This window comes from Actinoplanes sp. NPDC051346 (assembly GCF_040682215.1).
GTDB lineage: Bacteria > Actinomycetota > Actinomycetes > Mycobacteriales > Micromonosporaceae > Actinoplanes.
The window spans coordinates 267693-280311 of sequence record NZ_JBFBAJ010000001.1; the positions used below are offsets into that span (position 1 = coordinate 267693).

14 protein-coding genes are annotated in these 12619 nt (G+C 71.3%); 6 read left to right on the forward strand and 8 right to left on the reverse strand.

The features are described from left to right. Nucleotides 1–158: 158 nt before the first annotated feature. Both AB0M36_RS01210 and AB0M36_RS01215 read right to left on the reverse strand, forming a co-directional pair. Nucleotides 159–935: a GntR family transcriptional regulator gene (locus tag AB0M36_RS01210; protein ID WP_364150547.1), complete on the reverse strand. Its 777-nt coding sequence runs from the start codon at nt 933–935 to the stop codon at nt 159–161. Then, a complete protein-coding gene (locus tag AB0M36_RS01215; protein ID WP_364150550.1) occupies nt 932–1471 on the reverse strand; it encodes a UTRA domain-containing protein in 540 nt (179 codons plus the stop codon). The genes AB0M36_RS01210 and AB0M36_RS01215 overlap by 4 nt, the downstream gene beginning before the upstream one ends. 307 nt (nt 1472–1778) lie before the next feature. Here AB0M36_RS01215 and AB0M36_RS01220 point away from each other — a divergent pair, with 307 nt between their 5' ends. Beyond that, entirely contained in the window at nt 1779–2000 is a 222-nt protein-coding gene (locus tag AB0M36_RS01220) for a hypothetical protein (protein WP_364150552.1), read from the forward strand. A 12-nt stretch (nt 2001–2012) separates the two neighbouring features. Here AB0M36_RS01220 and AB0M36_RS01225 read toward each other — a convergent pair whose 3' ends face one another. From AB0M36_RS01225 to AB0M36_RS01235, 3 genes are all read right to left on the reverse strand, one after another. Next, nucleotides 2013–3290, reverse strand: a complete 1278-nt coding sequence (locus AB0M36_RS01225; protein WP_364150555.1) for a hemolysin family protein — start codon at nt 3288–3290, stop codon at nt 2013–2015. Between the two features lie 111 nt (nt 3291–3401). Then, the gene (bioD, locus tag AB0M36_RS01230; protein WP_364152179.1) at nt 3402–4106 is read right to left on the reverse strand and encodes a dethiobiotin synthase; all 705 of its coding nucleotides are present in this window, start codon (nt 4104–4106) and stop codon (nt 3402–3404) included. 293 nt (nt 4107–4399) lie between these two features. Further along, nucleotides 4400–5536, reverse strand: coding sequence for an 8-amino-7-oxononanoate synthase (locus tag AB0M36_RS01235; protein WP_364152182.1), 1137 nt, complete (start codon nt 5534–5536; stop codon nt 4400–4402). 97 nt (nt 5537–5633) lie between these two features. Here AB0M36_RS01235 and bioB point away from each other — a divergent pair, with 97 nt between their 5' ends. The 3 genes from bioB to AB0M36_RS01250 are packed head-to-tail and all read left to right on the forward strand — an operon-like array spanning nt 5634 to nt 7322. Further along, nucleotides 5634–6629: a biotin synthase BioB gene (gene bioB / locus AB0M36_RS01240; RefSeq protein ID WP_364150557.1), complete on the forward strand. Its 996-nt coding sequence runs from the start codon at nt 5634–5636 to the stop codon at nt 6627–6629. Next, the gene (locus tag AB0M36_RS01245; protein WP_364150559.1) at nt 6626–6814 is read left to right on the forward strand and encodes a hypothetical protein; all 189 of its coding nucleotides are present in this window, start codon (nt 6626–6628) and stop codon (nt 6812–6814) included. The genes bioB and AB0M36_RS01245 overlap by 4 nt, the downstream gene beginning before the upstream one ends. After that, complete coding sequence (locus AB0M36_RS01250) at nt 6798–7322, forward strand: GNAT family protein (RefSeq protein WP_364150562.1); 525 nt, start codon at nt 6798–6800, stop codon at nt 7320–7322. Before AB0M36_RS01245 ends, AB0M36_RS01250 begins: the two co-directional genes overlap by 17 nt. A 52-nt stretch (nt 7323–7374) precedes the next feature. Here AB0M36_RS01250 and AB0M36_RS01255 read toward each other — a convergent pair whose 3' ends face one another. The 3 genes from AB0M36_RS01255 to AB0M36_RS01265 form a co-directional block, all read right to left on the reverse strand. Next, nucleotides 7375–7902 (reverse strand): hypothetical protein, encoded by a 528-nt coding sequence (locus AB0M36_RS01255; RefSeq protein ID WP_364150564.1) that lies wholly within the window; start codon nt 7900–7902, stop codon nt 7375–7377. 162 nt (nt 7903–8064) lie between these two features. Further along, nucleotides 8065–8796: an amino acid-binding protein gene (locus AB0M36_RS01260; RefSeq protein WP_364150567.1), complete on the reverse strand. Its 732-nt coding sequence runs from the start codon at nt 8794–8796 to the stop codon at nt 8065–8067. 133 nt (nt 8797–8929) lie between these two features. Further along, the gene (locus AB0M36_RS01265; protein WP_364150570.1) at nt 8930–9946 is read right to left on the reverse strand and encodes a LacI family DNA-binding transcriptional regulator; all 1017 of its coding nucleotides are present in this window, start codon (nt 9944–9946) and stop codon (nt 8930–8932) included. Nucleotides 9947–10064: 118 nt separating this feature from the next. On the opposite strand from AB0M36_RS01265, the gene AB0M36_RS01270 reads away from it, so the two are divergent. Together AB0M36_RS01270 and AB0M36_RS01275 are read left to right on the forward strand one after the other, a co-directional pair. Beyond that, a complete protein-coding gene (locus tag AB0M36_RS01270) occupies nt 10065–10814 on the forward strand; it encodes a pyrimidine reductase family protein (RefSeq protein ID WP_364152185.1) in 750 nt (249 codons plus the stop codon). A 43-nt stretch (nt 10815–10857) separates the two neighbouring features. Then, the gene (locus AB0M36_RS01275; RefSeq protein ID WP_364150573.1) at nt 10858–12618 is read left to right on the forward strand and encodes an ATP-binding protein; all 1761 of its coding nucleotides are present in this window, start codon (nt 10858–10860) and stop codon (nt 12616–12618) included. Nucleotide 12619: the final 1 nt, after the last annotated feature.

Sequence of the window (12619 nt, forward strand, 5' to 3'; positions counted from 1 at the left end):
CCAACCCCTTTGTTGAACGACTGCTCAACAAAACATAGAGGGCTTCGCCTGTGCCGTCAAACCGGCGGCACCGTTGACCCGCGGCGCCTCGGCCGGCACCGGGTGCGTCGGTGAGCACGACGAGGCCGGGGCGGCGCAGGCAGGCGGTCAGTCTGGAACTACTCCGGCTTTGGCAGTGCGTACCGGACCTCGAAGTGCTGGCCGGCCTTCACCATGACTGTCACTTCGATAGGCCTGTCGTCATCGGTGAAGACCACCCGTAACTGTCGGAGCACCGGCATGTCCTGGGGCAATCTGAGCGCAATGAACTCCTCGACCGTTGCCAGGCGCGCCGAGACTTGATCGATCGCGTGGTGCGGCGGGTAGCCCAACTCGGAGAGCACCGCCGGCGTTCCACCTCGGATCTTGCGAGCTTCCGCCAACCGGGTTCCCCGCGCGACGTTGCTCGGGTAGTACGACCACACCAGTTCGACCGGCTCGCCGTCCAGACTGAGCAACTGGTGCCGGACCGTGACAGGCGTGCCTATCTCAAGATCGAAGGCTGCTGCCACCTGGGCCGGAGCAGGCACCTCACCTACATGCAGGAGCACGATGCTGCCGGCTCGCCCTCGTGACGCGTTGTCAGCGATCCACGCGTAGGGCTCCTCCGATGAAGTGACGGGATAGTGGCTGGCGCGGACGACAGTGGGGACCTGGGTGGTAACGAATACGCCTCGGCCCTTCTGTCCCTCAACGAACCGCTCCGCCTTGAGAATGGCGAGCGCCCGCTGGACCGTCTTGTCGGTGACGCCGTACTCGGCCACAAGATCGGATGTGGACGGCACGCGATCGCCGGGGCGGAGGTCGCCGGACAATATGAGGGCGCGCAGATTCGCAGCGATCTGCTGCTGCCGCTGCCGGACGCCGTCGTCCTGGGCTGTGTGCGGTTGGTTCACCTTCCGATGTTTCGCAGGCGGTATTCGAGCGGCTCGACTCGGCTGCCGACCATGCGGTTGACGGCATACTCCACCGGCTCGCGGCCCGTGGGTGCGCTGACGCGACGGATGACGATCAGGGGTTCGTCGTCGGCGATGTCGAGCAGGGCGACATCCTCGGGGGTCGGCCGTTCCGCGGTGACTCGCTCGACGGACTCGTCCAGCGGATAGCCGGCCTCGGCAAGGATGCGGACCGCACCGCCGCGAACCTTCTTGTTCTCGGCCATGGGGGTGTCGACGGCGATGCTGGCCGGGTAATACGACGCAGCGATCTCGACAGGTGTCTCGTCGGCGAGGATCAGCCGGCGCCGGACCACGATCTCCGCGCCGGGTGGCAAGCGGAGCGCATGATGCACCTCATCTGTCGGTGGGCCAATCTCGACGGCGATGAGACGCTGCGTGCCGACCTTTCCCTGCGCCGCGGCGTCAGCGGCCCAGGAGTCTTCCTGCTGCGAAGTGGTGTAGCGATCGGAGCTGCTCGAGCGAAGTTCACTCACAATGGACCCCTTCTCCTGTCAGCGCTCCTCATGCTCCCTGATTCTCAGTGCAGAGGCACCGGGCATACCTAGGTCGGATGATGCGCGAATGGGCATGCCAGATATCTTGTGACCTTAGTATAGGTAGCACTAAGGTCTGCCGTGAGGAGACCGGAGCAGCCCACGGGATGCCTTGCTCTAGGGAGCGCGATCCATGAGCCGCTGCGACCTCCCCTCTCCGGCACCACGACAATAGGGGCGACCCGTCAGCCGCCCATCATGCTCGACATCTGGCAATCCGCTGCATGTGAAGAAGGGTGCCCGTCCGATGAAGCGTGATGACTTGTTGGCCCACCTCTCGTCCTTCCCTGACGATGTAGAGATCGGGGTAAGGCTCGGCAACACCAGCCTCGACATCTCGGCCGTGTCGGCATGGGGCAAAGGGCGGTTCGTCGCTCTCGAGTGTCACGAGGGCGATGTTCACGATGTGATGAGGGAGTGGGGCATCCCGGCCGATCGGCGCGGCGAGCTGGCGAGGAAACAGGCATGAGCCGTTCGGGTTTCAGTCGTCGGCGCGGGAGAGGGGGCGCAGGCGGATCCGGGTGATGGCGCGGCCGGTTACCTCGACCACCTCGGCGGTGAATTCGGGCAGGGTGACGATCTCGCCCGGCGCGGTCGGGATGTGGCCGAGGGAGGCCAGGACCATGCCCGCGATCGTGGTGTAGTCGCCCTCGTCCTGGTTGGTGCCGTCGAAGCCGATGTCCGGCAGGTCGTGGATCGGGAAGGAGCCCGCCATGAGCAGGGCGCCGTCCGGTTCCTTGACGACGGCCTGGACGTCGCGGTCGGTTTCGTCGTAGATCTCGCCGACGATCTCCTCGACCAGGTCCTCCATTGTCACGATGCCGTCGATGGCGCCGCGTTCGTCGACGACCATGGCCAGTTGCTGGCGTTCCGCGCGGAGCTGGCGCAGGGCGTCGGAGACCCGCAGGGTTTCCGGCAGGAAGAGACCCGGGCGGGCCACCGCGTCGACCGGGCCCTCGGCGGCGACGAGGTCGCGGAGGTGGACCACGCCGATCACGTCGTCGAGGCCGGCGGGGCCGACCACGGGGGCCCGGGTGTGGCCGCCCGCGATGAGCTGGTCGAGGGCGTCCCGGCAGCGGAGGCCGGTGGCGAGGGAGACGACGTCGCGGCGGGGCACGAGGATTTCCCGCAGGATCCGGTCGGCGATCTCGAACGCGCCCGAGATGATCGTGCGCTGCTCGGCGGAGAAGTCCTGCTGGGCGGCGACCATGTCGCGGATCTCCTCGGTGGTGACCTCTTCGCGTTGCGCCCGCGGGTCGCCGCCGGCCAGCCGCACCACGAGGTCGGTTGCCGCGCTCAGCAGCCAGACCGCCGGGCGCGAGACCGTCGAGAGCAGGTCCAGCGGGCGGGCCACGAGCAGGGCCCATCCTTCCGTACGCTGCATCGCGATCCGTTTCGGCGCGAGTTCCCCGATCACCAGCGTGACGAAGGTCAGTGCGATCGTGACCAGCACGATGGCGGCCGGCCGGGCGGCGGCGCCCAGGAAGCCCAGCGGCTCGATCAGCGGCTCGGACAGGGACACCGCGGCGGCGGCCGAGGCGAGGAAGCCGGCCAGGGTGATACCGATCTGGATCGTCGCCAGGAACCGGTTGGGGTCGCGGGTGAGCCGGGCGAGCACCTGCCCGGCCCTGGACGTGCGCTCCAGCTTGTGGATCTGGCTGTCGCGCAGCGACACGAGGGCCATCTCGCTGCCGGAGAAGGCGGCGTTCACCAGTACGAGCACGAGCACGAGCACGACCTGCCCGCCTATGCCATCCACGACAGTTTCCGCTCCCAGGGCGTACGGATCATGAGACCCACACGCTAGCGACAGACGGTGACGGCCGGGCGGCGCCGGGCGGAAAACCCCCGGTCCGGGCTTCGGGCGAGGTCAGCTGATGTCGTCGGCCCAGACGCGCCAGTCGTCGAGGACGCCGTAGAGGGACGGGGTGAGCCAGCCCGGCGCGGAGCGTTGGAAGACGCCCGGTTCCATCTGGCCCGCGCCGTCCGGGAGGGCGCCGACGAGGTGGGGGACCAACTCGGTCAGGTTGGCCCAGTGGACCAGTTCGGGCTCCGCCGGCCAGGCGCCGAGGACCACCTTGGCCGGCACGCCGCGACGGTCGAGCGCCTCCAGGGTGAGCGCGGTGTGGTTGAGCGTGCCGAGGCCGGCGCGCGCCACCACGATCGTCTGCACGCCCAGCGTGGTCGCCAGGTCGGCCAGCGTCCACGCGTCGCCGGAGGGCCGGATGCCCATCGGCACCAGCAGGCCGCCGGCGCCCTCGACGAGCACGAGGTCGTGCTTGGCCGACTCGGCCCGGATGGCGTCGACCACCTCGTAGAGCTCCAGCGGCGCCATGCCGGCGATCCGCGCCGCGGCCAGGGGCGCCAGCGGTTCCGGGTAGGACGCGAGGGTGCGGCAGGTGTGCGGGGCGGCGAGGTGGGTGACCGTGTCGATGTCGGTGGGACCGCCGAGGACGGTGCCCGTCTGTCCGGGCTTGACCACCGCGACCCTCAGCCCGGCGGCCTGCGCGGCGGCGGCCACGGCCGCCGTGACGATGGTCTTGCCGACCTCGGTGTCCGTGCCGGTGACGAGCACGACGCCGCGCCACTCCCCGGGTTGCTCGGGCCGGGGGCGGGGCTCGGCGGCGGGCGCGGCCCGCTCGGCCTCGGGCACCGGCACGGTCAGCGTGGCGAGGTCGGCATCGGTGAGGCCGGCGTCGGTGAGCTCGGCGTCGGCGGGGTCGGCGGGCCCGACCCCGGGCGAGACGGGCGCCTCCGGCAGCGGCGCGGGCCGGTCCGGGGCAAGCGGCGCGGGGGACAGTGGCGCGGGCGAGACCGGGCGGGGCTTCTCCTCCGGGGACTGCGGGGGAGCGGTCTGGTCGCCGGTCGTCATGGTGCGCACTCCACGATCACGTCCAGGGCGCGGTCGAAGTCCGCCGCCGGGGTTCCCGCGTTCAGGGTCAGTCGTAGCCGGGACGTGCCGTCCGGTGTGGACGGCGGCCGGAAGCAGCCCACCGCGATGTCCCGGTCACGGCAGTCCGCCGCCCAGGCGAGGGCGGCCTCCGGGCCGGGGGCGAGAACCGACAGCACGCCCGCCGCCGGCGAGGAGATCTCGAAGCCGGCCGCGCGCAGCCGCCGCACGGTGAGGTCGGCGCGGGCCCGGAGGGTCGCACGCCGGTCGTCGGCGTCGCGGGCGATGCGCAGGGCCGCGTGCACCCCGGCGACCACCGCGGGCGGCGGCGCCGTGTCGTAGATGAACGTGCGGCCGGTGTCGACGAGGTGTCGGAACAGCGGCTCGGGGCCCGCGACGACGCCGCCCGCACCGCCCAGGGACTTGGAGAGCGTCGCCGTGACGACCACGTCCTCGGCGCCGGCCAGGCCGGCCGCCGCGACGCCGCCCGCGCCCTGGTCGCCGAGCAGGCCGAGCGCGTGGGCGTCGTCGACGAGCATCAGCGCGCCGTGCGCGGACGTGACGTCGTACAGCTCGGCGAGCGGGGCGAGGTCGCCGTCGACGGAGAAGACCGATTCGGTGACGAAGACGGCGGCGCGCCCGGGGTGCGCCGCGAGAATCCTTTCCAGCGCCGCCGGATCGGCGTGCGGCGCGACGACCACTTCGGCGCCCGAGCTTCGGCAACCGTCGATCAGGGACGCGTGGTTGTAGCGGTCGGAGACCAGCAGCGTGCCGGGACCGGCGAGGGCCCTGATCGCGCCGAGGTTGGCCAGGAAGCCCGACGAATAGACCAGCGCCCGCGGAAAACCCAGCCACTGTGCGAGATCCGACTCGAGGTCCGCGTGGGGCATCGTGGAGCCTCGGACCAGCCGCGAGCCGGTGGCGCCCAGCCCGTACGCCCGCAGTGCCTCGACCGCCGCGGCCACCACCTCGGGGTGGACCGCGAGGCCGAGATAGTCGTTGCCGGCCAGGTCGACGACGGTGTCGTCGGCGGCGCGGGGCCGCAGCGTGCGGGTGAGGCCGGCCTTCGCCCGCGCACGGGTCTGGCGCTCCAGCGCCTCCTGCCAGCCCGTCACGCGCACCCCCGCAATCACCGATCCGACCGTTTCGTCGGGGAAACTATCACCTACTACCGGCATCCCCGCCGGCCGTAATGCCTTGTAGGGTACGGGCATGCCAGAGATCCTCGACCGGGCCCGGGCCCAGGTGCTAGCTGACGGTGTCGGGCTCGACGAGGCGGGCATTCTCGCGGTGCTGCGCCTGCCCGACGAGGACCTGCCGGAGCTGCTGCAGCTCGCGCACGACGTACGCATGAAATGGTGTGGTCCCGAGGTCGAGGTCGAGGGCATCGTGTCCCTGAAGACCGGCGGCTGCCCCGAGGACTGCCACTTCTGTTCGCAGTCGGGTTTGTTCACCTCGCCGGTGCGCTCGATTTGGCTGGACATTCCGTCGCTGGTGGAGGCCGCCAAGCAGACCGCCGCGACCGGTGCCACGGAGTTCTGCATCGTGGCCGCGGTGCGCGGGCCGGACAAGCGGCTGATGACGCAGATGCGCGAGGGCGTCGCGGCCATCAAGGAAGCGGTCGACATCCAGGTCGCGGCGAGCCTCGGCATGCTCACCCAGGAGCAGGTCGACGAGCTGGTCGAGATGGGCGTGCACCGCTACAACCACAACCTGGAGACCTGCCAGTCCTACTTCCCCAATGTGGTCACCACCCATTCGTGGGAGGAGCGCTGGAGCACGCTGTCGATGGTGCGCGACTCCGGCATGGAGGTCTGCTGCGGCGGCATCCTGGGCCTGGGCGAGACGATCGAGCAGCGCGCGGAGTTCGCGGCGCAGCTCGCCGAGCTGGACCCGCACGAGGTCCCGCTGAACTTCCTCAACCCGCGTCCGGGCACCCCGCTGGGTGACCGCCCGGTCGTGGAGGGCAAGGACGCGTTGCGCGCGATCGCGGCGTTCCGCCTCGCGATGCCCAAGACCATCCTTCGGTACGCGGGTGGCCGCGAGATTACCCTCGGCGACCTCGGCACCAAGGAGGGGCTGCTCGGCGGCATCAACGCGGTGATCGTCGGCAACTACCTGACCACGCTGGGCCGCCCGGCCACCTCGGACATCGAGCTGCTCCAGGAGCTCAAGATGCCCGTCAAGGCGTTGTCGGCGACCCTGTGACGGTCCTGGTGTGGTGCGACCGGTGTGGTGAGGCGGCCGACCAGGGCGACCACCGCGCCTGCGCCGCCGCCCGGCAGTTGGAGCCGCCGCGCTACTGCCCCGACTGCCGGCGCCGGATGAAGGTGCAGGTCGTGCCGACCGGCTGGACGGCAACCTGCGTCGAGCACGGTGTCCGCCATTCCTGAGGTGCTGCGCGGCGCCGTCGTGACCCTGCGGCCGGCGACCGAGCAGGACGTGCCGGCGCTGGCCGCCGTCCGCGCGACCCGCGAGGTCATGGCGCGCTGGGGCGGCGGCGAGGACCTGGCGGGGGAGATCCGCGAGGCGATCGGCGAGAAGGGCCTGCACTACCTCGCGGTCGTCCTGGACGGCGTCGTCGTCGGAGCCGTCCAGTGGGCGGCCGAGGAGGACCCGGAATACCGGCACGCGAGCATGGACATCTTCCTCGACCCGTCGGTGCACGGCCGGGGCGTCGGCGCGGACGCGGTGCGGACCCTGGCCGCCCACCTGATCGACCACGAGGGTTTCCACCGGCTGGTGATCGACCCGGCGGCCGACAACGAGCCGGCCATCCGCTGCTACGCGAAGGTCGGCTTCAAGCCGGTCGGGATCATGCGCCAGTACGAGCGCGGCGCCGACGGCACGTGGCACGACGGCCTGCTCATGGACCTGCTGGCCGACGAGTTGGTGCGCTGAACGGGGCTTACTGCTTCTAACACGACGGACGCGATACTGGCGAGGCCTAAGGTCAACAGCCAGACAGGACAGGCTTACCATCAGTCGCCTCGACGGTGTATGTCACGGGTGCTGCTGGAGACGGCGATGCGCTTGGTGGCGGGTCGAATGAGAGGGTGAACACAACCTTTGCGCCCTCGACGTCTTTGACCAGGCATGACACGCTGCGCTGGAAAGCGAGCGACGGTGCTACCTCCGGGGGGATGGCCGGCGAGGCGTTGCGCCAGCCGTCTTTCATCAGCTCGTCCCAGTAGAAGGCGTGGATGTCGGATTCCGCCAGCGTGCTGCGGTAGCGCTGCGCGGCGTAGGGAGCGATCGCATCCCCGGAGTTGTCCTCTCCGCATCCCGAGTAGGCGTCGGCGGCTTCGGTGGATGAAGGACGCGCCTGCAGGATGGGAAGCTGCTCCAGGACCTTCACCCGCTGTTCTTCGCGGTCGGAACATCCCACGTGCCCCTGTTCGCCGCACCCGGCGAGCACGCAAGCGGCCAGCGCGGCGACCATCGAGTATGCGGCGACGTTGCCCAGCAACCGGGGGATCATGACGGCAGTATGAATCATGGCCCGGCACCGAGGGTCCCTAACTGCCGGGTGAGCATGCTCGTGTAGGCCATCGCCGGAGGCAGCAACCGGGAGTACGGCTACTGGCGCTACGGCAGCGTGTACTGGGTCGAATAGCTCGCTGCCTTTCCTGGGCGTGCTTTCCTAGGCGTGGTCGAGCGCGATCGGTGGGACGCCGGCCCGGTCGAGGCGGTCGCCGAGGATGACCGCGGCGGCGCGGACGAGCTGGGCGATCCGGTCGACCTCGGTGACATGGAAGGCGGCCGCGGGCAGGTCGTCGGAGTCCGAGCGGGCGATCACGAGCACGAGACCGGCGCGCCCGAAGGGGGCCACCGCGTAGTGGGTGCCCTCGGCGCCGGCCATCGGGCGGGCGCGCAGCGGGGTGACCTCCGGCAGCCGCAGCGGGGATGGGGCGCGCCAACTCGCGTACGCCACCGTCGGCTCGGTGCTGGATGACCCGCCGGCCTGCCGGGGCGCGGCGGTGCGGGCGGCCCAGTCGGCGGGCACCATCGCGGCGGCGGCCCAGTCGGCGGCGAGCAGGGCCGGCACGGCGTCGACGAGGGTGGCGAGCCCGTCCGCCGGGTTGGCGGCGACCTGGGCCAGCAACTCGGCGTCGTGGCCGCCGGAGACCGGCGCGCCGATCGCCTTCCAGACGCCGTCGACCTGCACGCCCGGGATGGCGGAGAGGCCGGCGAGGAGGCGCTCGACGCGGGACGCGCCCGGCCAGACGACCGTGAAGTCGTCGACGGCCCGGCCGCCGAGCCGCTCCAGCACCACCACCTGGACGATGTCGGCGCCGGCGACGCCGAGCGTGCGCGCCACCTGTCCGAGGGCACCCGGGCGGTCCGGCAGAGTGACCCGTACCCGCAGCAACATGCGTCTCCTCCCGTCTGCGACCCCGGCACGGCGGTGCCGTCGTCGTGTGGTCTCAGCCTGCCCTGACGGCGTTTCGCCCCTGTTGCGCCGCCGTGTCCCGGCCGTCAAAGCACGGTAAGGACGTTAGGGCGGGTCAGGCGGAGGCGCGACGGACCAGGTGGGTGTCGAGCAGAACGTGGGAATTCTCGACCGGCTCGCGGCGGATGCGGCTCACCAGAAGCCGCGCCATGCGCCGGCCCATCTCCTCGACCGGCTGGTGCACGGTGGTAAGCGGCGGCTCGCACTGCCGGGCGGCCGGCGCGTCCTCGAAGCCGACGACCGCCACGTCCTGCGGCACCCGTCGGCCCGCCTCGCGCAGGGCGCGCAGGGCACCGCTCGCCATCAGGTCGGAGGCGGCGAAGACGGCGTCGACGGCGGGTTCGCGGGCCAGCACGGCGCGCATGGCGGCCGCACCGCCGTCCTCGGTGAAATCGCCGTACCCGATGAGGTCGGCGCCGGGCACGGCGGCGCGGTAACCGGCGAGCCGGGCGCGACCGACCTCCATGTCCTGGGGGCCGGCGACGGTCGCGACCCGGCGGGCGCCGCCGGCGATCAGGTATTCGACGGCCTTGCGGGCGCCGGCCTCGTTGTCGACGTCGACGAAGAAGTCGTCGGCGTGCGGCGCGGACGGCCTGCCGCCGAGCACGAACGGCATCCCGCGCTCCCGCAGCACCCGGGGCAGCGGATCCTCGTCGTGCAGCGAGAGCAGCAGGACGCCGTCGACGTGCTGGCCGGTCAGGTGCGTCTCGACGCGTTCGCGCTGCTCGGCGGAGGCGGCCATGGCCAGCCACAGTTGCAGCGGCGTCTCCAGCAGGGCCGCGTTGATGCCCCGCAGCACCCCGGCGAAGAAGGGCTCGCCGAAGACCCGCTCCTGCGACTCCGAGACGACCAGGGCGACCGAGTCCGTCCGTTGGGTCACCAGGGAGCGGGCGGCGCGGTTGGGCACGTAGCCCAGCTCCATGATCGCCGCCTCGACCGCGGCCTTGGCCTGCGGGCTGACCTGAGAGGATCCGTTCACGACGCGGGACACGGTGCCCCGGCCCACCCCGGCGCGCGCCGCCACGGCGTCGAGCGTCGGGCGTCCCTGGGAGCGGGCGGGGGGCCTCGTCATGAGCGCATTATTCTCCAGGATTACGGTCGGTGCCCGGCCCGGCATAGGGTGGCGACATGATCTGCCGCGCGTGCCGCGAGCGACGGCACAAGGACTGCCGGGGCGGGTCCTGGTGTGACTGCCAGCACCGGCCCGTCGAACCGACGCCGCCCGTCACCGGTCCAGCCTCGCCATGATCCTCGAAGAGCTGCTGGAGCGCTACCCGCGCCGCGGGGATCCGACGCTGCGGGTCAACTTCATCGCCGCCGTCGACGGCGCGGTGACCATCGACGGCACGTCGGGCCCGCTGGGCGGGCCGGGCGACAAGCAGATCTTCGACCTGCTGCGGATGACCTGCGACGCCCTGGTCGTCGCGGCGGGCACGGTACGCACCGAGCGCTACGACGCGTTGCGTCTCGACGAGGCGGGCCGCGCCTGGCGCCGGGAGCGGGGCCTCCCCGAGTTTCCGCTCATGGTGGTCGTGTCGAGCTCGTTGCGCCTCGATCCCGGCCAGCTCGTCTTCGCCGACGCGCCGATCCGGCCGCTGGTCGTGACCAGCGCGGGGCAGAGCCCGCCGCCCGGCCTCGCGGAGGTCGCCGAGATCCTGGTCCTGGGTGACGACGAGGTGGACCTGGCGGCGATGGTCGCGGAGCTGCACCGGCGGGGCGCCACCCAGATCCTGTGCGAGGGGGGACCGCGCCTCTTCGGTGCGCTGATCGCGGCCGATCTTGTCGACGAGGTCTGCCTGACCGTCTCTCCCGTGCTCACCGGCGGCGGCGCCGGCCGGATCGCCGCTGGACTGGACGGCCATCCGCCGCGGCGGATGGCCCTGCGCAGCGTCCTCTCCTCCGACGACATGCTCTTCCTCCGGTACGCCCGTACCCACTGACGGGGGACAGGCGGTCCGACAAGTGTCGTACCTCTAGGGCAACATGATCGGCGTGTCTGTCGAAGCAAGCGAAGCCAACGAGCCGGTCGGGCGGGTTCTCGGCACCGCCGACGCCACGCCGTTGCAGTTCTGGACGGCGGTGACGCCGGGCAGCTACCTCCAGCTCGACGACGTGGTCGTGACCAGCCGCGACCTGCCCGACCGCGAGCCGGTGACGATCGCCGGCGTGGTCACCCAGGTCCGGGCCCGCCACGAGGGCGCGCAGTTCGACTCGGACGTGTTCGCCATCGCGGAGGGCACGCTGCCGGCCCTGGTTCAGGAGGCCGCCGAGATCACCACCACCCGCGTCGACCCGGAGCTCTACGTGCCGCCGGCGCCGGGCGCGATCGTGCACCGGGCCTCCGGGGCGGCCCGCGACGCGGCGCTGCACTTCGACCGGATGGAGCGCCGGGTGCCGATGGGCACCGGTCGCGACGGCGTGCCGGTGTTCCTCAACGCCGACTTCCTCGACGGCACCCGGGGCGCACACGTGTCCATCTCCGGCATCTCCGGTGTGGCGACCAAGACGAGCTTCGCGACGTTCCTGCTCTACTCGGTGTTCCGCTCCGGCGCGCTGGGTGCCGACGGCGCCAACGCGCGGGCGCTGATCTTCAACGTCAAGGGCGAGGACCTGCTGTTCCTCGACCATTCCAACACCAAGCTCGACGAGTCGACCACCGCGGCATACAAGCTGCTCGAGCTGCCCGCGACGGCGTTCCCCGACGTGCGCGTCTACGCCCCGCCGCGGGCCAACGACTCGTCCGGCGCCCCCGATGTCAGCAGCCGGCTCACCGGGGTCGACAGCTTCTACTGGACGCTCGAGGAGTTCTGCGCCGACCGACTCCTGCCGTACGTGTTCGCCGACGCCGACGACGAGCGTCAGCAGTACACGATGGTGGTCCACTCGGTGACCGCGCACCTGGCCCGGCACGCGGTGCCGGCCGAGGGCGGGATCAGCATCGACGGCCGCCGCCTCGGCGGCTACGGCGATCTGGTCGACCACATCGTCGACCAGCTCACCGACGACGAGACGCGCTCGACGTGGGCGGGCAGCGCGGTCAACATGGGCACGGTCAACGCGTTCGCCCGGCGGCTGATCGGCAGCAAGCGCGACCTGTCCCGGCTGATCCGCGGCGACCTCGCGGCCCGCCGCCCGCACCGGATCAAGACCGCGGAGAGCGCCCAGGTCACCGTGGTCGACCTGCACAACCTGCCCGACCGCGCGCAGCGGTTCGTGGTCGGCGTGACGCTCAAGACGGAGTTCGACGACAAGGAGAAGTCGGGCACCGGCAGGCCGCTGCTGTTCGTGGTGCTGGACGAGCTCAACAAATACGCCCCGCGCGAGGGCTCGTCGCCGATCAAGGAGGTGCTGCTCGACATCGCCGAGCGGGGCAGGTCGCTCGGCGTCATCCTCATCGGCGCGCAGCAGACCGCCAGCGAGGTCGAGCGTCGGATCGTGACGAACTCCGCGATCCGGGTGGTCGGCCGCCTCGACCCGGCCGAGGCCTCCCGCCCGGAATACGGCTTCCTGCCCCCGGCCATGCGCCAGCGTGCCCTGCTGGCCCGCCCGGGCACGATGTTCGTCAACCAGCCCGACATCCCAGTGCCACTATGCGTGGAATTTCCCTTCCCTGCCTGGGCCACCCGCAAGTCCGAGTCCGGACCGCCGCCACCTGGCACGATGCGCTCGATCGTGCAGGGTGTCGATCCGTTCACGGTCGTCGGCGGCCGTGGCGGTTCGCCCGACGACGACATCCCGTTCTAGG

Bases quoted from the DNA above. Each gene is read 5' to 3' on its own strand.
- AB0M36_RS01265 (WP_364150570.1), bottom strand. From the start codon at position 9,946: ATGACGAGGCCCCCCGCCCGCTCCCAGGGACGCCCGACGCTCGACGCC.
- AB0M36_RS01260 (WP_364150567.1), bottom strand. From the start codon at position 8,796: ATGTTGCTGCGGGTACGGGTCACTCTGCCGGACCGCCCGGGTGCCCTC.
- AB0M36_RS01220 (WP_364150552.1), top strand. From the start codon at position 1,779: ATGAAGCGTGATGACTTGTTGGCCCACCTCTCGTCCTTCCCTGACGAT.
- AB0M36_RS01275 (WP_364150573.1), top strand. From the start codon at position 10,858: ATGATCGGCGTGTCTGTCGAAGCAAGCGAAGCCAACGAGCCGGTCGGG.
- AB0M36_RS01255 (WP_364150564.1), bottom strand. From the start codon at position 7,902: ATGATCCCCCGGTTGCTGGGCAACGTCGCCGCATACTCGATGGTCGCC.
- bioB (WP_364150557.1), top strand. From the start codon at position 5,634: ATGCCAGAGATCCTCGACCGGGCCCGGGCCCAGGTGCTAGCTGACGGT.